The 19007-nt window shown below is 40.3% G+C and carries 22 protein-coding genes; 11 read left to right on the top strand and 11 right to left on the bottom strand.

Going from position 1 to position 19007, the window contains the following annotated elements; all coding sequences use genetic code 11:
* Window positions 1–60: 60 nt before the first annotated feature.
* The gene (locus tag ANA7108_RS0124545) at window positions 61–852 is read left to right on the top strand and encodes a hypothetical protein (RefSeq protein ID WP_016953487.1); all 792 of its coding nucleotides are present in this window, start codon (window positions 61–63) and stop codon (window positions 850–852) included.
* A gap of 112 nt (window positions 853–964) precedes the next feature.
* Here ANA7108_RS0124545 and ANA7108_RS0124540 read toward each other — a convergent pair whose 3' ends face one another.
* A complete protein-coding gene (locus ANA7108_RS0124540; RefSeq protein WP_016953486.1) occupies window positions 965–1981 on the bottom strand; it encodes a ribose-phosphate pyrophosphokinase in 1017 nt (338 codons plus the stop codon).
* 1228 nt (window positions 1982–3209) lie between these two features.
* Between ANA7108_RS0124540 and ANA7108_RS0124535 the strand changes: the two genes are divergently transcribed.
* From ANA7108_RS0124535 to crtR, 6 genes are all read left to right on the top strand, one after another.
* The gene (locus ANA7108_RS0124535; RefSeq protein WP_016953485.1) at window positions 3210–4892 is read left to right on the top strand and encodes a serine/threonine-protein kinase; all 1683 of its coding nucleotides are present in this window, start codon (window positions 3210–3212) and stop codon (window positions 4890–4892) included.
* A 196-nt stretch (window positions 4893–5088) separates the two neighbouring features.
* Window positions 5089–5769: a dethiobiotin synthase gene (gene bioD / locus ANA7108_RS0124530; RefSeq protein ID WP_016953484.1), complete on the top strand. Its 681-nt coding sequence runs from the start codon at window positions 5089–5091 to the stop codon at window positions 5767–5769.
* Between the two features lie 277 nt (window positions 5770–6046).
* Window positions 6047–7264: a M20 family metallopeptidase gene (locus ANA7108_RS0124525; protein WP_026104431.1), complete on the top strand. Its 1218-nt coding sequence runs from the start codon at window positions 6047–6049 to the stop codon at window positions 7262–7264.
* A 232-nt stretch (window positions 7265–7496) separates the two neighbouring features.
* Window positions 7497–7838 (top strand): histidine triad nucleotide-binding protein, encoded by a 342-nt coding sequence (locus ANA7108_RS0124520; RefSeq protein ID WP_016953482.1) that lies wholly within the window; start codon window positions 7497–7499, stop codon window positions 7836–7838.
* 282 nt (window positions 7839–8120) lie between these two features.
* On the top strand, window positions 8121–9203 hold the full coding sequence (gene psbA, locus ANA7108_RS0124515; RefSeq protein ID WP_016950481.1) for a photosystem II q(b) protein: 1083 nt from the start codon (window positions 8121–8123) through the stop codon (window positions 9201–9203).
* Window positions 9204–9426: 223 nt separating this feature from the next.
* Window positions 9427–10314 (top strand): beta-carotene hydroxylase, encoded by an 888-nt coding sequence (gene crtR, locus ANA7108_RS0124510; RefSeq protein ID WP_016953480.1) that lies wholly within the window; start codon window positions 9427–9429, stop codon window positions 10312–10314.
* Window positions 10315–10330: 16 nt separating this feature from the next.
* Here crtR and ANA7108_RS0124505 read toward each other — a convergent pair whose 3' ends face one another.
* The 10 genes from ANA7108_RS0124505 to ANA7108_RS29185 all read right to left on the bottom strand — a co-directional run bounded on the left by ANA7108_RS0124505 (window position 10331) and on the right by ANA7108_RS29185 (window position 15127).
* The gene (locus ANA7108_RS0124505) at window positions 10331–10669 is read right to left on the bottom strand and encodes a DUF5615 family PIN-like protein (RefSeq protein ID WP_016953479.1); all 339 of its coding nucleotides are present in this window, start codon (window positions 10667–10669) and stop codon (window positions 10331–10333) included.
* Window positions 10666–10890 carry a DUF433 domain-containing protein gene (locus ANA7108_RS0124500; RefSeq protein ID WP_016953478.1) on the bottom strand — a complete coding sequence of 75 codons (225 nt, stop codon included), beginning with the start codon at window positions 10888–10890 and terminating at the stop codon, window positions 10666–10668. Before ANA7108_RS0124500 ends, ANA7108_RS0124505 begins: the two co-directional genes overlap by 4 nt.
* Before the next feature lie 259 nt (window positions 10891–11149).
* A complete protein-coding gene (locus ANA7108_RS0124495; RefSeq protein WP_016953477.1) occupies window positions 11150–11464 on the bottom strand; it encodes a hypothetical protein in 315 nt (104 codons plus the stop codon).
* A 196-nt stretch (window positions 11465–11660) separates the two neighbouring features.
* Window positions 11661–11879 (bottom strand): type II toxin-antitoxin system HicB family antitoxin, encoded by a 219-nt coding sequence (locus tag ANA7108_RS0124490; RefSeq protein ID WP_016953476.1) that lies wholly within the window; start codon window positions 11877–11879, stop codon window positions 11661–11663.
* Window positions 11880–11887: 8 nt separating this feature from the next.
* A complete protein-coding gene (locus tag ANA7108_RS0124485; RefSeq protein WP_016953475.1) occupies window positions 11888–12118 on the bottom strand; it encodes a hypothetical protein in 231 nt (76 codons plus the stop codon).
* Window positions 12115–12570, bottom strand: a complete 456-nt coding sequence (locus ANA7108_RS0124480) for a hypothetical protein (protein ID WP_016953474.1) — start codon at window positions 12568–12570, stop codon at window positions 12115–12117. The genes ANA7108_RS0124485 and ANA7108_RS0124480 overlap by 4 nt, the downstream gene beginning before the upstream one ends.
* A gap of 120 nt (window positions 12571–12690) precedes the next feature.
* Window positions 12691–12978, bottom strand: coding sequence for a hypothetical protein (locus tag ANA7108_RS0124475; protein WP_016953473.1), 288 nt, complete (start codon window positions 12976–12978; stop codon window positions 12691–12693).
* Between the two features lie 39 nt (window positions 12979–13017).
* The gene (gene aroH, locus ANA7108_RS0124470; protein ID WP_016953472.1) at window positions 13018–13431 is read right to left on the bottom strand and encodes a chorismate mutase; all 414 of its coding nucleotides are present in this window, start codon (window positions 13429–13431) and stop codon (window positions 13018–13020) included.
* 195 nt (window positions 13432–13626) lie between these two features.
* A complete protein-coding gene (gene sppA, locus ANA7108_RS0124465; protein WP_016953471.1) occupies window positions 13627–14448 on the bottom strand; it encodes a signal peptide peptidase SppA in 822 nt (273 codons plus the stop codon).
* Between the two features lie 382 nt (window positions 14449–14830).
* A complete protein-coding gene (locus ANA7108_RS29185; protein ID WP_083389586.1) occupies window positions 14831–15127 on the bottom strand; it encodes a hypothetical protein in 297 nt (98 codons plus the stop codon).
* Window positions 15128–15498: 371 nt separating this feature from the next.
* Between ANA7108_RS29185 and ANA7108_RS0124460 the strand changes: the two genes are divergently transcribed.
* From ANA7108_RS0124460 to plsY, 4 genes are all read left to right on the top strand, one after another.
* The gene (locus ANA7108_RS0124460) at window positions 15499–16284 is read left to right on the top strand and encodes an MlaE family lipid ABC transporter permease subunit (protein ID WP_016953470.1); all 786 of its coding nucleotides are present in this window, start codon (window positions 15499–15501) and stop codon (window positions 16282–16284) included.
* Window positions 16285–16348: 64 nt separating this feature from the next.
* The gene (locus ANA7108_RS0124455; RefSeq protein WP_016953469.1) at window positions 16349–16735 is read left to right on the top strand and encodes a DUF3119 family protein; all 387 of its coding nucleotides are present in this window, start codon (window positions 16349–16351) and stop codon (window positions 16733–16735) included.
* Window positions 16736–16819: 84 nt separating this feature from the next.
* Window positions 16820–18088, top strand: coding sequence for a DUF3086 domain-containing protein (locus ANA7108_RS0124450; RefSeq protein WP_016953468.1), 1269 nt, complete (start codon window positions 16820–16822; stop codon window positions 18086–18088).
* Window positions 18089–18188: 100 nt separating this feature from the next.
* Window positions 18189–18869 carry a glycerol-3-phosphate 1-O-acyltransferase PlsY gene (plsY, locus tag ANA7108_RS0124445; RefSeq protein ID WP_016953467.1) on the top strand — a complete coding sequence of 227 codons (681 nt, stop codon included), beginning with the start codon at window positions 18189–18191 and terminating at the stop codon, window positions 18867–18869.
* The last annotated feature ends 138 nt before the right edge of the window (window positions 18870–19007 follow it).

Here is a 19007-nt window from a genome sequence, read left to right as displayed (position 1 = left end):
AAACAGTGAAGGCATTAATAAAGCTTTCACAAACAAACTTTACTACAACCAAAGATAACTATGTTTCGCCAAACAATAAAATCTTTAACAATTGGGACTATAACTGCCCTAACTGCTACAACTAGCACCTTAGCACAAGTACCAACATTACAAAATTTGCACGTAGTTCAAAAATCCAGCTTTACCTGTGAACCTCATCTTCGTACCTATATTGTCAAACCATTAAATAACCGTCAAGGTTTTGGTATTCGCTGCGTTAAATTTAGTGAAGGTAAACCAAGTAATAGAATTCCCCGATTAGCATGGTATGGCGAAGGTAATTGGGGTGGTGCAAAATATCGTCATCTCGGACAAGCAATTTACAGAGGTTCTAATCTTGTTGGTTTTGCCTCAGATATTCATGGTAATGGCGAAGATATCAATAATAATTTTCCCGGAAATCTCAACATTAACGTCATAAATTCATCGACAATTCGTGTCACCGGTGCATGGAATGAAGAATGGCAATTAGTTCAATCTACCCATTACAAACCTTTGCCAAAACCAACAACTTGTGGTCGATATTTAGATGAATACAAAGTTTCTGACTTGAATGGAAATCGTCGAGGTGAAGGTTTACGTTGCGTTCTTCGTGTCGGACTAAAAAACACAACCTGGTTTGGTAATGGTAATTGGGGAGGAACAACTTATTCCCATCTCGGAACTCGTGGTTTAAATGGTTACGGTGCAAGTGATATTTGTGCTGCTGGTTTTGGTCTAATTTGCAATACTTTTGGTTATGGTTCTTTGAAATTAACTCCTGTAAATGGTGGTTTTAATGTTACAGGTGCTTGGAGTGAAAAGTGGCGTTAATTCCCAAAAGCATCAGCAAAATTAATTATAAAAAATGAAGGATAAAAATTAGCAAATTTCATCCTTCATATTTACTATCTTAATACTCCTTAAAGAGGATGTTTTTTGTACGTTAGCGAAATAAACTACTCAGAGAGCTATCTTCATGAATTCGCCAGATGGCTTCTCCAAGCAAATTAGCAACTGAAAGCACTACAAGTTGTGGAAACCGATTTTTTTCTGGAATGGGAATTGTATTAGTGACGATGACTTCTTCAAACAATCCACCTGATAACCGCTCAATTGCCGGTGGTGAAAATACTGCATGGGTAGCACAGGCATACACCTGACTTGCACCTTCAGCCCGCAGCAATCTAGCGCCTTCAGCAATTGTGCCACCTGTATCAATCATGTCATCTACCAAAACAGCTGTTTTACCTTTGACATCACCAATGACGTTCAAAACTTCAGCTACATTGTGAGCCTGACGACGTTTGTCAATAATTGCCAATGGTGCATCATTCAGCTTTTTGGCAAATGCTCTTGCCCGCGCGACACCACCAACATCAGGGGAAACAACGACAATGTCGTGTAGTGCTTTACTCGTCAAATAATCTAGTAAAACAGGGGAACCATAAACATGATCAAAGGGAATATCGAAATAACCTTGAATTTGTGCTGCGTGCAAATCCATTGCTAAAATCCGGTTAGCACCTGCTTCAGTAATTAAGTTAGCAACTAACTTGGCAGTAATTGATTCTCGTCCAGCGGTTTTACGGTCGGCACGAGCATAACCATAGTATGGAAGTACTGCTGTAATCTGCCGTGCAGAAGCCCGACGACAGGCATCAATCATAATCAGTAATTCCATCAAGTGGTCGTTAACCGGTTGACAACTTGGCTGGATTAAATAGACATCACAACCGCGAATCGATTCTTGGATTTGAACATAAAGTTCACCGTCCGCAAATCTTTTGCGAATCATTGGCCCCAATTCCATTCCCAGGTAACGAGAAACTTCTTGAGATAGTTGTAAATTGGCAGAACCAGAAAACAGACGCAGACGATGATTTTCAGTCATTCCTGTTGCGGCTGGTTCCATTTTTAAAGTTGCGGAAGTAAGCACAGCAGATCCTCGATGTGCATTCATGGCAATATTATCATCAGAAATTTAGCAGATTTAATCGACATAGACTAAACAAAACATATGTATAGCAGGGAACAGGCAACGGACAACAGGCTTAAAAGTCTGTGGTGTCCATATTTTCTCATTAGTTCAAGACCTGATCTACCTGGCAACAGATGGTGGTTCTGTTGAAGCTCTCATACAAATTTGAAATATTTCTCCATAGAATTGCATTCACTAATTTTCTAGTTCTTTTGGAAAAAGCACCACTGAGGATTTTACTGATCTCTATTCTTGCCAATAGCTTCATAGTTTCAAGTTTTTCGGGGGGAGTAGGCCACCCAATATTTGAAAATTCGGTATGGTAGATTACTTATTCTACCTGCTTCTTTTATAACTGGGAAAAAAATTATTTACAGATTATAAAGAGATATTTAAGTTGGCTCTCAGGTATTAGAATACCTTTGAGTAAGAATTGACGTTGCAATCCATTACCTTATGATACTAGCGCCAAATTGAGAAAGTTTGAGAATTTGTGTTGAGATATTCCGGTTGTTAATCACTCAACTACTAATATCAATTCCGGTTGTGAGCTTTGCTAGTCTCTAGAGATAGACTTATCATTAAGGTTGAGGTGGTGACACAAAGAGATTTCAGAGACTTCCAAATCAAACAATATCCTAATTGTTGTTAGGGTAGAAGAGCAGGGAAAAGCGCTGTTAATAATTAATTGATGATCCAGAGTTGAGATAACAGCCTTGATTCCCAAGCTATTACAGATGTGTCCTGTGTCAGGATAAGAGCAGAAGCTCTGGCTAAGGTTGCTGATACTTCTTGAAGCACAGTAATCTAAATTAGAGCGTCCCCTGTGTCTAGCACATCCTGACTGAGGAAGTTTCTGAATGTTGATTATGATCAGAGAATTCTAGACTCCTGAGAAAAAAGCCGTTGCTGAATAAGGGGATGATTGAGGCTGAAGCGGGGACGCGGAGACAGGGAGACGCGGTGATTATATATTGACGCAGTTTCTCAAATCATCCCGCAATTATGCAACGCCAGAAAAAATATCTCATCCCAATTTTATGTGAGGTTGCGCTATATTCTCCCTCAGAATACAATTCTGGGGCTACACAGACAAAGCCCTGCTGAGTGGACGAATGAGGTGTATTTTCATAAAGAAACGGTATCACGAATCAAATTAGGATTGCCATAGCTCAGTTGCTTTTAAATTCAATGTATTCATATATCTATCATGCAAACACCCATTACAGTTGGTACTATCCTGCAAAATCGTTATCGGATTATTCACATCCTTGGACAAGGGGGATTTGGTAGAACCTATCTTGCAGAAGACCAGAGACGTTTTAACGAACTATGCGCGATTAAGGAATTGATGCTGACGGCTACGGGAGTTCATGGTGGAAAGAAAGCACAGGAACTGTTTGAACGAGAAGCAGCAACCCTGTATCAAATTGAGCATCCTCAAATACCGAAGTTTAGGGAAAAATTTGAACAAGACCAACGCTTTTTTTTGGTACAGGATTACGTTGCTGGTAAGACATACCAGATGCTTTTAGCTGAACGTCAAGCTGTCGGTCAAACTTTCACCGAGGCTGAAGTCTTATCTTTACTAAACTCTTTGCTACCAGTATTAGCGCATCTTCACGGCTTAGGAATTGTTCACCGAGATATTTCTCCTGATAATTTGATTTTACGGGATAGTGATACCAAGCCTGTATTGATTGATTTTGGGGTAGTGAAAGAACTAGCAACACGACTACACTCGCCAAATAAGACTTCTGAGACTACTGTGGGTAAATTAGGCTATTCTCCGAGTGAGCAAATGCAATCAGGACGAGCTTATCCCAATAGTGACCTATATGCACTGGCAGTCACGGCAATAGTTTTGCTGACTGGGAAAGAACCGGCAGATTTATTTGACGAAACGCAACTAACTTGGAATTGGCAACAGTGGGTACAAGTGAAACCGCAATTTGCTGAGGTTTTGCAGCGAATGTTGAGTTATATTCCTGGCGATCGCTATCAAAGTGCTGCCCAAGTACAATCAGCATTGTCGTCTCTAAATCAACCCCATATCCCTCAGCCCAATATATCGCGTATGCAGACTGTCGCTGTTGGTCGTCGTCCTGACCCGATACCACGACCATCTAACAAACCTGCACCTGTAATTTCACCAAACCAAACTAGTTCTATCCTAGATAGTCCATTGGCAATTGGGGCTATCGGTAGTGCTGTAGTTATTTTAGCGGGATTCGGTTCTTGGGCAGTGGTAAACTCTATCCGCAATCCGTCTAAGACTCCACCAGAAGCAATCCAAACGCCACAGGATTTCCCTTCCCCGGTGATTACTGGTGGTACAATTTTTGCACCTACACCTACACCTATACCTACCAATACTCAACCTGCTGTATTTAATAACTCTCTCAATTTAGACTCATCGAACCCAGCAAGAGAACAGGGTTCTCTCCAAGAAAATCAAATTATTAAGTATAGTTTTGCGGGTGAAGCTGGGCAAATATTAAGTCTATCAGTTGACCCAAGAAGTAGTATTTTACTCTCTGTATTAGCACCCAATGGTCAACCCATTGACAATTCAGATCAACAAGTATTACAGAATGCTGGTAAATATACTATTCAATTAAGTTTGGCTGAGGGAATTACTTTTAGTGACTATACTCTGATTGTTGCTTTAGAAAATCCAATTAAACTTACACCAACGGAAACGCCCACACCGACACCAACGGAAACGCCCACACCTGCACCAACGGAAACGCCTACACCTGCACCAACGGAAACGCCTACACCTGCACCAACGGAAACGCCTACACCGACACCAACGGAAACGCCTACACCGACACCAACTGCCGCTACAGGAGAAAATAATCAACTACCTGAAACAACACCAACCCCATGATTTTAAGTTAAATTATGGATAGTCCCAGCATTGAATAAAGAAATACTCTAACGCGGAAAGCGTTTCTTTTCTTTTGTGAGATTCAGATTCTACCTGAAATCTCTGCGACTGAGTGGGAGATTTAGCCGGGGTTTTATACTCCTTTCCCCGTCATATTTTCTTCTTGAGAGATAAACAATAATTATTCGCAAAAAAATTGTTAAATACACTACTAATCACAGGAACTGATACTGAGGCAGGTAAAACTGTTGTGACAACAGCCCTAGCTGCTTATTTCCAGAAATATTACCCCCACCGTAGCTTAGGGATTATGAAACCAATTCAATCGGGTGTGGGAGACAGAGAACTATACCAAAGTCTTTTTACACTAGAACAGTCTCCAGAAGAAATTACTCCTTTGTATTTTCAAGCACCTTTAGCACCACCAATCGCTGCGGCTAAGGAAAATCGGTTTGTAGATTTAGCAATAGTTTGGAAGGCTTTACTAGATTTACAAAAGGGACGGGATTTGGTGTTGATTGAAGCTTTAGGTGGTTTAGGTTCACCGATTACTGATGAATTGACAGTAGCTGATTTAGCGGGTGAATGGCGATTACCGACGCTGTTGGTTGTACCTGTAAGATTGGGAGCGATCGCACAAGCCGTGGCTAATGTAGCATTAGCTAGAGAGAAAAAGATTAATTTACAAGGTATTGTCCTTAATTGTACACAATCTAGAACTGAAGCAGAAATTGCTGACTTAACACCACCAGATTTAATTCGCTCATTTACACATATACCTGTTTTGGGTTGTTTACCCTATTTAGAAAATCCCACTGATTTAGATAAACTCGCTCAAATTGCATCTAATTTAGATTGGGAAACTTTGCGGTTGTAGAAATTAGCACTTACGCACTATACAAATTAGACATCATCTGAATCAACCAAAATTAGTTATTTCCGACATATTAGTAAGGTGCGTCAGATGCCAAAACTTGTTTAATTGTGGGCAAATTATCGTGTCTGACACACCCTACAAGAGATAAAACACCATACATATATATTTTAAAAACTTTGTCAATGCGTAAGTCCTAGAAATATATTTCCCAATCACTAATTACCAATTACCAATTACCAATTACCAATTACCAATTACCAATTACCAATTACCAATTATGCTTTCTACTTTTCCTCATTCCTCTTCCGTAAATCTCTCTCAGGTACGGTTGAAAATTCGCTCTTTACAACCGCAGTTAGTAGAATGGAGACGTAGCATTCACCAAAAGCCAGAATTAGGTTTTCAAGAAAAAATCACCGCTGAATTTATTTCCCAAAAGCTGCAAGCATGGGGAATTGAACATCAAACAGAGATCGCTGAAACTGGCATAGTTGCTATTATCAAAGGTGAAAAATCTGGGAATGGGAAAGTTTTAGCAATTCGTGCTGATATGGATGCTTTACCAGTTCAAGAATTGAATGAGGTTCCCTATTGTTCCCAGCATGATGGTGTGATGCACGCTTGTGGACATGATGGGCATACTGCGATCGCTCTAGGAACAGCATACTACCTCCACCAACATCGTCAAGACTTCCCAGGAACCGTAAAAATCATCTTCCAACCCGCAGAAGAAGGACCAGGTGGTGCAAAACCCATGATAGAAGCAGGGGTACTCAAAAATCCTGATGTTGATGCCATTATTGGTTTACATCTATGGAATAATTTGCCCTTGGGAACAGTGGGAGTCCGTGCCGGTGCTTTAATGGCAGCTGTAGAATTATTTCGCTGTACTATTTTCGGGAAAGGTGGACATGGTGCAATACCACATCAAACCGTTGATTCTATTGTAGTAGCTGCCCAAATTGTTAATGCACTACAAATAATTGTATCTCGTAACGTTAACCCCATTGACTCAGCAGTAGTAACTGTTGGTGAATTCCACGCCGGCACAGCAGTAAATGTGATTGCTGACACTGCTAGAATCGGTGGTACTGTTAGATATTTTCATCCTAATTTAGCCGGCTTTTTTAAACAAAGAATTGAGCAAATTATTTCGGGAATTTGCCAAAGTCATGGTGCCAGTTATGAGTTTAATTATATCAATCTTTATCCACCTGTAATTAATCATCCAGAAATAGCAGAATTAGTTCGTTCTGTAGCCGCAGAAGTTATAGAAACTCCCTTTGGTATTGTTCCCGAATGCCAAACAATGGGTGGTGAAGATATGTCATTTTTCCTGCAAGAAGTTCCTGGTTGTTATTTCTTTTTAGGTTCTGCAAATGCCGAGAAAAAATTAAATTATCCTCATCATCATCCCCGGTTTGATTTTGATGAAACAGCTTTAGTTATGGGTGTGGAGATGTTTGTAAGATGTGTGGAAAGGTTTGTTTTTTAGAGCATATCTCATTTGAGTGAGGTAACAAATTTGGAAATTGGCTCTTAGTTAGGGCTACAGCCCTAATTTCTATCACCTGAGGCGAGGCTTCGTTTTTTTACTACAAGCCTGCACTGACCTTTTTCCGTCCAAAAAAGCGAACTGACAAATCAGCACTGACTCTATCGCTACATTTGCTCCAACTATCGCCTAAAATCTCTAGCAGATGATTAGGTAAAACTGCATCAACAATATGACAGAAACAATTTTCAGCAAAATCATTCGTAAAGAAATTCCCGCGAATATTGTTTATGAAGACGATTTAGCCTTGGCCTTTACAGATGTTAACCCCCAGGCCCCAGTTCACATCCTTATCATTCCCAAAAAACCCATAGTTAGCCTCGCAACCGCCGAACCAGAAGATCAGGCTTTATTAGGACATCTACTATTAACAGTCCAGAAAGTCGCAGCACAAGCTGGATTAGAAAACGGTTATCGCGTAGTTATGAATACTGGTGTTGATGGCGGTCAAACAGTGCATCACTTACATATACACATCCTAGGCCGCCGACTTATGTCCTGGCCTCCTGGTTAATATTCACATTTGAATCATCTAGAAATCTCGTGGGGAAGCCAGTGCGTTGCTCGGATTCCCCTTATTGTAGCAACTGGCTTTGGGCATACTTCCGCTACGCTTAATTCAAGTCTTGCTCACCCAAATTATTTTTGTAAATCTCACTACATTAGAAAAACATATAACTGTCATAACTAATACTAATTTTAATTATCTTTACAAAACTCAACTTAGCCTTTAATGTTGAATACAGATAGGCAAAACAACCTATCAACATTATACGAAAATAAAAGCACTCATAAAATGACCACAACCTTACAACAGCGTTCAACCGCTAACGTCTGGGATAGATTCTGCGAATGGATCACCAGCACCGAAAACCGCATCTACATCGGTTGGTTTGGAGTCTTGATGATCCCCACCCTGTTAGCTGCTACCACCTGCTTCATCATCGCCTTCATCGCTGCGCCTCCCGTTGACATCGACGGTATCCGTGAGCCAGTTGCAGGTTCCTTAATGTACGGAAACAACATCATCTCTGGTGCAGTTGTTCCTTCCTCTAACGCAATCGGTTTACACTTCTACCCAATCTGGGAAGCAGCTTCCTTAGATGAGTGGTTGTATAACGGTGGTCCTTACCAATTGGTAGTATTCCACTTCTTAATCGGCGTAGCTTGCTACCTCGGTCGTGAATGGGAACTTTCTTACCGCTTAGGTATGCGTCCTTGGATCTGTGTTGCATTCTCCGCTCCTGTAGCAGCAGCAACCGCAGTATTCTTGATCTACCCAATCGGTCAAGGTTCATTCTCCGATGGTATGCCTTTGGGTATCTCTGGAACCTTCAACTTCATGATCGTGTTCCAAGCTGAACACAACATCTTAATGCACCCCTTCCATATGTTGGGAGTAGCTGGTGTATTCGGTGGTTCCTTGTTCTCTGCAATGCACGGTTCTTTGGTTACATCTTCCTTGGTTCGTGAAACAACCGAAACCGAATCACAAAACTACGGTTACAAGTTCGGTCAAGAAGAAGAAACCTACAACATCGTTGCAGCACACGGTTACTTCGGTCGCTTGATTTTCCAATACGCTTCCTTCAACAACAGCCGTTCACTTCACTTCTTCTTGGCTGCATGGCCAGTAGTGGGAATCTGGTTCACCGCTTTAGGTGTCAGCACAATGGCTTTCAACTTGAACGGATTCAACTTCAACCAATCAATCATTGATTCTCAAGGTCGTGTGATTGGTACATGGGCTGACGTAATCAACCGCGCTAACTTGGGTATGGAAGTAATGCACGAGCGTAACGCTCACAACTTCCCCCTAGACTTGGCTGCTGGTGATGTTGCTCCTGTTGCTCTAACCGCACCTGCAATCAACGGTTAATTCTGAAAGATTCAGATAGCTGAAGAATACCCTCCAGAAATGGGGGGTATTTTTTTTTAATATTGTTGATCTAATTTTTGTGATTTTCACCTCTCTTAACCAAACTTTGAAAGGGCTAACATTATACACATTGACAAAAAACATTATCTATGAGTTCTAAATAATGACACTATGACTAAGATTTGTTGTATATTCGTAATATTTGATAACAAAGGAGTTAATGATGCTTACGTCGGAGGCACAAAAGCCACTGACAATCCCACCCAAAGAACTTTTAGCACCTCCTGGTGATTTTAATCCCACACTACTCATGTTTTTTGTAGTAGTGACAATGTTGGTGTTATCTAACTTTGGTTATTGGGTTTGGGAATGGCCACATTGGCTATGCTTTAGCATTAATACTCTGGCCTTGCATTGTTCTGGGACAATAATTCATGATGCTTGTCACCAGTCAGCCCATCGCAACCGTGTGATTAATGCCATGTTAGGGCATTGTAGTGCCTTAATTTTAGCTTTTGCTTTTCCAGTTTTTACACGGGTACATTTGCAGCATCATGGTAATGTGAATCACCCTAAAGATGACCCAGATCATTATGTCTCTACAGGTGGTCCCTTGTGGTTGATTGCAGTCAGATTTTTATACCATGAGGTATTTTTCTTTCAACGGCAATTGTGGCGGAAATATGAGTTACTGGAATGGTTTATTAGCCGTTTAATTGTCATTACTATTGTTTATATTTCTGTCCAATATCATTTTTTGGGCTATATTCTCAATTTTTGGTTTATTCCGGCGTTCTTGGTAGGAATTGCCTTGGGGTTATTTTTTGATTATTTACCCCATCGTCCTTTTGTGGAGCGCAGTCGCTGGAAAAATGCCCGCGTCTATCCTGGTAAAGTTCTCAATATCCTGATTTTGGGGCAGAATTACCATTTAGTTCATCATTTGTGGCCTTCGATTCCTTGGTATAATTACCAGCCGGCTTATTATTTGATGAAGCCGTTATTGGATGAAAAGGGTAGTCCGCAAACTTCAGGTTTATTACAGAAGAAGGACTTTTTTGAGTTCTTGTATGATGTTTTTCTGGGGATTCGGTTTAATCAGCATCACTAATAAAACGTAAGCGGTATTAATTACCGCTGATTTCTACTAAAGTCTCACCTGCTTTTAAAAGCTCTAGTGCCTGCGGTAGTGTTTTATTTAGGATTTTTTGCAAATGAAAATTTGATGTATTACCACAAGTTAACCAAATAATTTGTGGTGGTGAACCAAGACGCTGAACTAAGTCAACAAAGTCACTATCTTTAGTCATTAAGATAACTCCTCTAGCTTTTGCTGCTTCAAAAATCTCAGGATCTTCAGCATCCCTCAATCCAACATCTCGTAAGGCTAATGCTGTGATGCTGAATGTACTGGTAATCCAGACAGCAATAGCAGGTGATAAGTGTGCATCTACCCAGATTATCATGCTACCAGAACCGGATGATTGAGTTTACGTGAAGCATACATAAGTGCTGCTTTGAGATCATCCATTTCCAAATCGGGCATTTCTTCGAGAATCTGTTCAGCACTTAGTCCAGCTACAAACAAATCCAGCACGTCTGATACACGAATTCGCATACCCCGGATACAGGGACGACCACCACATTGCTTCGGGTTGATTGTAATTCTTTCAAATAAATCTGGCATAGGGGTTTACCACTCATGATTACTATATCAAAACCTAAATTTCCTGAATAATTTAGAAAGAGAGAATTAACAATATCGTAACCCAACTAAAAACTGAGAGTTTAGGGAATACGCTTTAAATGCGAAGGGTAAGTGATAGATATGGGAAAAACAGGCAGTAAGTTTCTTACTGTCTGAAGGGTAAATTTGGATTTTCAAGAATGCTTGCGAGTTTGACAACTTATCTTTATTGCGAAATTGGTGTTATCAATTCACACCTTTAACCAAATAGATCAAGGTATTCTAACATCTCTGTGTAAGAAAGATTTTCATATTTTCCTTCGTGGTTAGCAAGGAAATCCCGTTTAATTTTCTCAAATCGCGATATTTCTGTAGGAATAACAAGAATTTTGTCTCCGTATTTACACAAATATTTTGCATCAAATGGTACATTGAAACCAAGTACTAGAATTGGTTGACCCTTTTCAATAAAATGTGGGTTATCCATAATTGAAAGTTGCCCAACAACTTCAGTATGAAAGCTTTTATTTGACCCTTTTAATTTAAAAGGTAAAGGAAGGTGAACATCTGTCATATAATGCCCTCACTAAACTTTATTACCAAGTGCGATCGCCCGATTTTGTATTTCAGACAAACACCGTGACTATAATATATAAACTATTGGCTTAGTAACATACAGTAATTATACGTAATATTATGATTTAATCAACCCAAAAACCAGGTCAGAAAACCCAACAACGCTGGTTGGGTTATTTTACTTCAATGCTTCCCTATGCTGCTTGACAAACTGTTGGTTCTGGAAGTGCATCACCCGCAGCTTCGTAAGCAATAATTAGAGAGTCTAAGGCTTCTATTCCATTCGTTACTGCTAACTCGTAAGTATCCCCATGAGTGCGCCATTTTGGTCCTGGAAAGTCAGGGAATCCTACTAAGAAGCAATTATCTTCCTCAGACCACTGAATTATCATTTGGTACTTGAGTTTATTCATCTTCTTTCTTATCCACTGGTTATATCAGCGCGAGGGCTTAACCTAGCACCTTTAACCTCCCATTCTCCCCTACGTACCATCTCATCAAGACAGGATCTACATACATTAACCTGTTTACGTCCTGGAGAATACCAAACAGCAGTGATTGCAGCTGGTGAGTCTTTTGCAACACACTTTTCTGTTTGAATCTCACAAATGTCTTTTAGTATTACACCGCTGGGTTCTACTTTTGTAATCATAATGATTCTCCTGACTTAGATTTATTAGCCAACCAATCGGTCAGCCTATCTCTTGCATCTTCTATTAAGTCTTCTCTATCTTTGAGGCTAATTACAATATGAAAAGAAGCATCCAAACTTGTTTCAGCTTCATCTATAAGTATATCAGGCATATCCAGAGGTCGCCGATAGCCCCTGTCAAAACGTTGCATATGTGATAATTCGTGAGCTAAACAGGCTAGTACAGACATTCGGGAATTTGCACTAGAGTTATTACCAGGATAGGCATCTGCTCCTAAATAAACGACATTTTTACCTTCTACAAAACGCGTTGAAGAACTATATATCTTTGCTCCATTTGTAATTAGTATTCTACCCTCATCACCACATAAGACTTGCCAAGCCTCAATACAATATTCTATTTGTCTATCGGTTAAGCCGTTACGATTTCTTAGTCCAAACAAAAATGACATATATGATCAAACTCCTGCCAGATCAAGAAGCAGAAGCTTTAATTATCTTTTTAACACAATGTCGAGTATAAATCATAATCAGCAAAGGATTGATATTTATCCGCAATCTGATTTATTTTATCAAATATCCGTCCCTAAACTCTGGGCGTAAATCACCTCAATATTGCTACCAAATTGCAATTTATCTAAGGATTCTGTGAAAAACACAAAACCCTTATACGCAGTCACATATTTATATATTTTCGTAAAATAACCTTCACTAGTGACAATGACAAGCGGCTCTTCACCTTTGGAGAGAATATTCAAAAAATCCTCTAACTTCACACAAACACCAGTTCCTCGATGAGTGAAAATACTCCCACCAATAGCAGCAGGTTGAGCAGCCGCATCACCATTGTAATAACTCATTTGGCGCTAATTTTTACATATATTATTGACCTGCTGATTTTAAACTTTTGTTTTAATTACTGGCTGTGAAGTTTGTAACGTTTGCGGTAAACCCCAATCTGGGCGCAATTTAGCCGCTTGACGTAAATAAATGTGGTGAATGGGGGCGGAAGTTGGTAAATAGGCGTGGATTAAAAACCGAATGCAGCGCTGTAAACTGCCTTCAACGTGCATTTGCTGGACATCCAACATAGCCACACTATCCCATAAAGGACGACTGCGAGCGATCGCAGCTGGGAAAATAACATCTAAGTCCCGTGTGACAGAAAAAGTAACACTCAAAATTGCTGTTGGTTCAAGTTGATTCCGTTCTTCGAGTTCATCAAGTAATTCTGTCACCGCTTCTCGGATTGCTTCCACTCTATTTTCTGCAACAGTTGTTGCGCCACGAATCGCTCGTATTTGCCATTCCACTTCCAAAATCCTCCTTTATTTAGTCATTGGTCATTAGTCATTAGTCATTAGTACAAAGACTATTAACTAGTGCAGCATAGAGTAACTCAAACAACAATTAAAAATTACTGAAAAGCTAGAGCCATCTGCTTTTTTAATTTTTAATTGTTAATTTTTAATTCCCCCCTGCGGTACTAGTGACTATTGACAATTTATTTACGGTCGATACAACCACAAGGGTAAACCACTAGTAGATATTTCAAATTCGAGCCAATCAATTCCAGCCCCAATTCTGGAGTTCGCCAGACGGCTCCCTGGTAGAACTCGACTCAATAATGGTTTACGTTCTTCTAGCGTATAGCAAGGAGTTTTCTCTGGATCAAGTCCTACTAATTCGGCCGTCCAGCGACGTGCATCTTCTTCTGTTCCCAAACGGTCTACAACGCCCAAATTTAAGGCTTGCTCTCCCGTAAAAATCCGGCCGTCAGCGAAAGTTTTCACGGTTTCTACATCCAAAGACCTGCCCTCAGCTACTGTTTGCACAAATTGCTGATAACTGACATCAATCAACTGTTGCAGGATGCTCTCTTCTGCTGCTGTCAATTCTCGGTCAAAGGACAAAATATCTTTGTAAGGGCCAGACTTAATCACCTTAAAAGAAACACCCACTTTTTCTAGCAAGCGTTCCAGGTTATTCCCACGCAAAATCACACCAATACTACCTGTAATCGTGCCTGGGTTAGCCATAATGTGTTCGGCTCCCATTCCGATATAAACGCCGCCCGAAGCCGATATATTGCCAAAACTAGCGACAATTTTGGTTTTTTTCTGCAACCGTCTCAAAGCGCTGTAAATTTCTTGGGAGTCTCCCACTGTACCGCCAGGACTATCAATGCGTAGCAGTAAAGCCGGAAATTTCTTCTCTTCTACAGTTTTCAGGGCTTCTAATACCCGTTTACGGGTAGCACTGGCGATCGCACCAGTAATCTCAATCCGAGCAATTTGTTTCCGAAATCTGGGCGAAAAAGGCCAAACCATGAGCAATTTAATTACCTATTAATAAACCTAATATAAAATGCCTAGCGCTCAGACAACCTCCTTAATAGTGAGCAGGTACAGGACTATCTAAAATCTTAAGGAAAATTTTAGATTTCGTGTATAGTTTCATTTGCTATATTTATTTGTTAAGGACTATGTATTGAAATTACTAATTATTAACTGGTCTTGGCCACAAAGGCACGAACAGGCTATTTCCAGCACAAAATATGGTCTTGAGTTACTAATGACTAAGACTTGTGATGGCTTATACGTAGTTAACAATAGGAACTCAAATCTGAGTTAAGAGCAGCAACAAGGTGGTTTTGGCGAAAGTGCGTCTTCCTGTAACTTAATAAATACCTGACGAAGGCATTAATATTACTTAGGAATCAATGCGGAGAATTTGACATCGATAGTAAGCATAGATATCAAACAGCCCGCCCACAAAACCACAGGTAAGACTAATGACAAATAAGCCATTAATGGGGCTACCAGTGCCAAAAGTGGCGAGAAAATGCAGGATTAGAGTCGGGATATTCTCAGCTACGCCTTGTAAACCAGGAATGTAGCCAAAGAGGCATAAGAAGACTAATATACTGCCGACTAAGAATATAGGAGCGATAAAACTAAAAACGGTAGTGAGTAGTAGGGAGCGAAGAAAGTTGGTAAATATGCTCATTATCAGGCAAGCTCCGGGAGTATGTAGACGATGGCTGAATAGATGCACGTCATCTTCTAGAATAAATGCGATCGCTCCTGAACAGTTATTTCGTCAATAATCTTAAGTTTTCATTAAAAGTAAACTCTACTAGTTACACAAAATGCTGAGGCTAAAATAAAGGGCTGGCAAGCCGTGAAACCCTTTATTTATCAAGGTTTTATTTTCAATAAATTATAAATAACTCGTTGCAATGCGTTTAATAATAGCTTAACTTTCTGAGAGAGTCTTTAAACTAACTTAATGTTTGAGCAACACCTGAAGGAGTTAGGAATTTAGGGAGTTAGGGCAGTTTATGATAACTGAATAAATGATAACTGACTACTGAATTAATGACTAAATCCAGTTTAGGAACATGGAGTCAGCGATTGCTGGCAGCGGTTTTTTTGGGTGGACAAGTAATAGTTCACCTCCTCAAAGGCAAAATCCATCGGCGTAACACCTTAGAGCAACTAGCAGCAGTTGGTCCAGATTCCGTATTTATTGCCTTATTAACAGCCGTTTTTGTCGGTGCAGTCTTTACAATTCAGGTAGCGCGGGAATTTATCAACTTTGGTGCAGGAAACCTCGTCGGCGGTGTTTTGGCGGTAGCCTTAACCAGAGAACTTACACCAGTACTGACAGCAGTAATTTTAGCGGGACGGGTTGGTTCTGCCTTTGCAGCCGAAATTGGTACAATGCGAGTCACAGAGCAAATAGATGCCCTGTTGATGTTAAAAACTGACCCAATTGATTATCTAGTAATCCCCCGTATTCTTGCTTGTTTATTAATGCTGCCCATTTTAACCCTTCTGTCCTTAATTACCGGCATGACTGGGGGATTGATAATTGCCACCAACGTTTACAATCTTTCAGATGCAGTCTTTTTAGACTCAGCTCGTAACTTTCTCGACATCTGGGATATCTGTAGCGCCATGATTAAAGCAGGCTGTTTTGGTATTTTAATCGCCACCATTGGTTGCAGTTGGGGTTTAACGACAACAGGAGGCGCGAAAGGTGTGGGACAATCAACCACAACAGCCGTGGTTACAGCCTTGCTGATTATCTTCGTTAGCAACTTCTTTCTTTCTTGGTTAATGTTTCAAGGAACAGGTGGTGGATTTACGCCAGGGTTATAACGACTCAGTTTTAACTACTAAAATAGAAGATTAATGTTTACTAACAAAGCAGGAGATCAAGATTGTGATTAGTTCATCTGTGCCGAATACCACCGCTACTGTGGAACTCAAGCCAAGTTACAATATCCCTGTCGTCTTGGTGCTGGCTGCTATTCCACTACTGCTAGTACAACCTTGGGTAGGAGGAGTGTTCACAATTTTTGGCTTGTTTCTCATGTTTCAAGCTGTCACACTGCGGTTGCAATTTACCGCCACAGACTTTGATATTTACCGGGGAGAAAAGTTAATTAGGCGTTTTCCTTACCAAGAATGGCAAAATTGGCGAATCTTCTGGAATGGATTTCCCATTCTGTTTTATTTTAAAGAAGTCAACAGCATTCACTTTTTACCGATTTTATTTGACCCCAAAGCCTTAAAATCTTGTTTGGAACAGCGTTGTCCACGTATTTAGTGGTGAATGGTGATTTTCTCCTCGTCTTGAGCGTCTCCCCTGACTTCGATATTATTCGTTTCCTAGGAATTACACTATATATTTATGAACCCAGAGGAATCTCAAACTCCAGAATCGATTGATGATTGGTGGGAAGAAACACCAGAAAAAATTTCTACAGGTGAAACACCGGAAAACCTAGCTGCTGATTTATTGCCGGCAACAGAAACTTTAATTCCATCAGGTGAACCACAAGCAGATGATGTATCTTTGGAGTCACCAGTAGTCAACATAGCAGCGGCATCTCTGACAGTAGAACCAACAGAAGAGTTCAAAGGTGAAGTAGAAACTGCGGTGCTGGAGTCAGAATCAGAACTTAATTCACTATATGTACAAGCTGCACACCGAGTCGCCGAGTTACAAGCAACTGAGACAGCGCTGAAAGCAGAAATTTTTCAACTCCAAGCTACTTACAAAAATCTTCAAGGACAAGTTAGTGAAACTCAAACTGCACTCTCAAAAATGGTGCAAGAGTCTCTATTGCTGTTAGAACAACGTAAACAAGCATTGCAGATTTCTGTCGAACAACTAGAAAGACGACAAGAACGCATTCGTAATGAAATGCGAACTACCTTTGCGGGAACATCTCAAGATTTAGCAATTCGGGTACAGGGTTTTAAAGACTATCTCACAGGTAGCTTACAAGATTTAGCAGCCGCAGCCGAGCAACTGCAATTAGCCCCGGCTGTGAAGGAACGGGAAAAACCAGCAGTCAAAGAAGCAAAACCGGCTGAACAACAGCCCCCCACACTGCAACTAGCTCAACAACAGTTTCAAGAGACAACTAAACAAATACGCCGTTTAATTGACCAATACCGCAATCAACCCGATTATTATGGCGCTGCGTGGCAGTTAAGGCGGACTTTTGAACCAATTCACGCAGAACGAGTTTCTAATTGGTTTTTCACTTTGGGGGGACGGGGTGCTTTACGGACAATGGGTAGCCGCTTGCAGAATATCTTGATTGCGTCGGCGGCAATTTCCATATTACACAAACTACATGGCGATCGCGTGCGTACTCTAATTTTAGCCAATACACCAGAACGTTTAGGTGAATGGCGACGCGGTTTACAAGATTGTTTGGGAATTGGTCGTCCCGATTTTGGCCCTGATAGAGGTGTGGTTTTGTTTGAAGCACCGACGGCTTTAGCCCAGAAAGCAGATAGATTAGTTAAAGCCAATCAATTGCCTTTAATTATTATTGATGATTCTGAGGAGCAAATTAGCCTAGGTTTGCTACAATTCCCTCTCTGGTTGGCTTTTGCACCCGATCCAAAAACCATGAAAGATAGAGATTATGATGATGAGTTTTAATTAGTCATTGGTCATTGGTCATTGGTCAAGATATTTCACTCTAGACTAGTGACCAAATAATTACGAATTACGAATTACGAATTACGAATTACGAACTATTATGGCTATTTGGTTAACTTTGTGTGGGGCGGTTGTTTTAATAGCTTACTTATTGGGTTCTTTCCCTACGGGATATCTGGCTGGGAAGCTGTTAAAAGGAATTGATATTCGGGAAGTTGGTTCTGGTTCAACTGGGGCAACAAACGTACTAAGGACTTTAGGAAAAGTTCCAGGGGCATCTGTGTTATTAATTGATGGGTTAAAGGGAGTTTTAGCAATAAATCTAGTTTATGTTTTATGCAATCTTGCTCCTAGTTATAATTTAATCCCGTTAACTATAAATTTAGAAATTTGGCAACCTTATTTAGTAACTTTATCTGGATTTGCCGCAATTTTAGGACACAGTAAATCAATCTTTTTAGGCTTTACTGGTGGTAAGTCTGTGGCTACTGGTATAGGGATTTTGTTAGCATTAAGTTGGCAGGTTGGTTTGTCAACAATAGGAATTTTTGCCGTTGTTATTGCCATATCGAGAATTGTGTCTTTGAGTTCTATTGCTGGTGCTGTTGCTGTTTCCATTTTGATGGCAATTTTCCATCAACCTTTACCATATATACTTTTTGGTATTGCTGGAGGTTTATATGTTATTATTCGTCACCGCAGTAATATTGAGCGATTAATTGCGGGTACAGAACCGAAAATTGGGCAGAAGGTAGAGACGGAAACTGAACAAACGGCATAAAATATAAATATCAGATAATTGTGGGACATTCTGATGGTTAAGGCAACCACAGATAAAAAACTTTAGCCTCCGGGGAATTAATTCCCCGGCTAATAGCGAAAGTCGGCTTAAGCCGACTAATTTAACTAAATTAATAAA

This window comes from Anabaena sp. PCC 7108, from assembly GCF_000332135.1.
In the GTDB taxonomy this organism is placed as follows: domain Bacteria; phylum Cyanobacteriota; class Cyanobacteriia; order Cyanobacteriales; family Nostocaceae; genus Anabaena.
The sequence above is the reverse complement of the archived record's forward strand: the minus strand, read 5'-3'. Positions and strand labels throughout refer to the sequence as shown.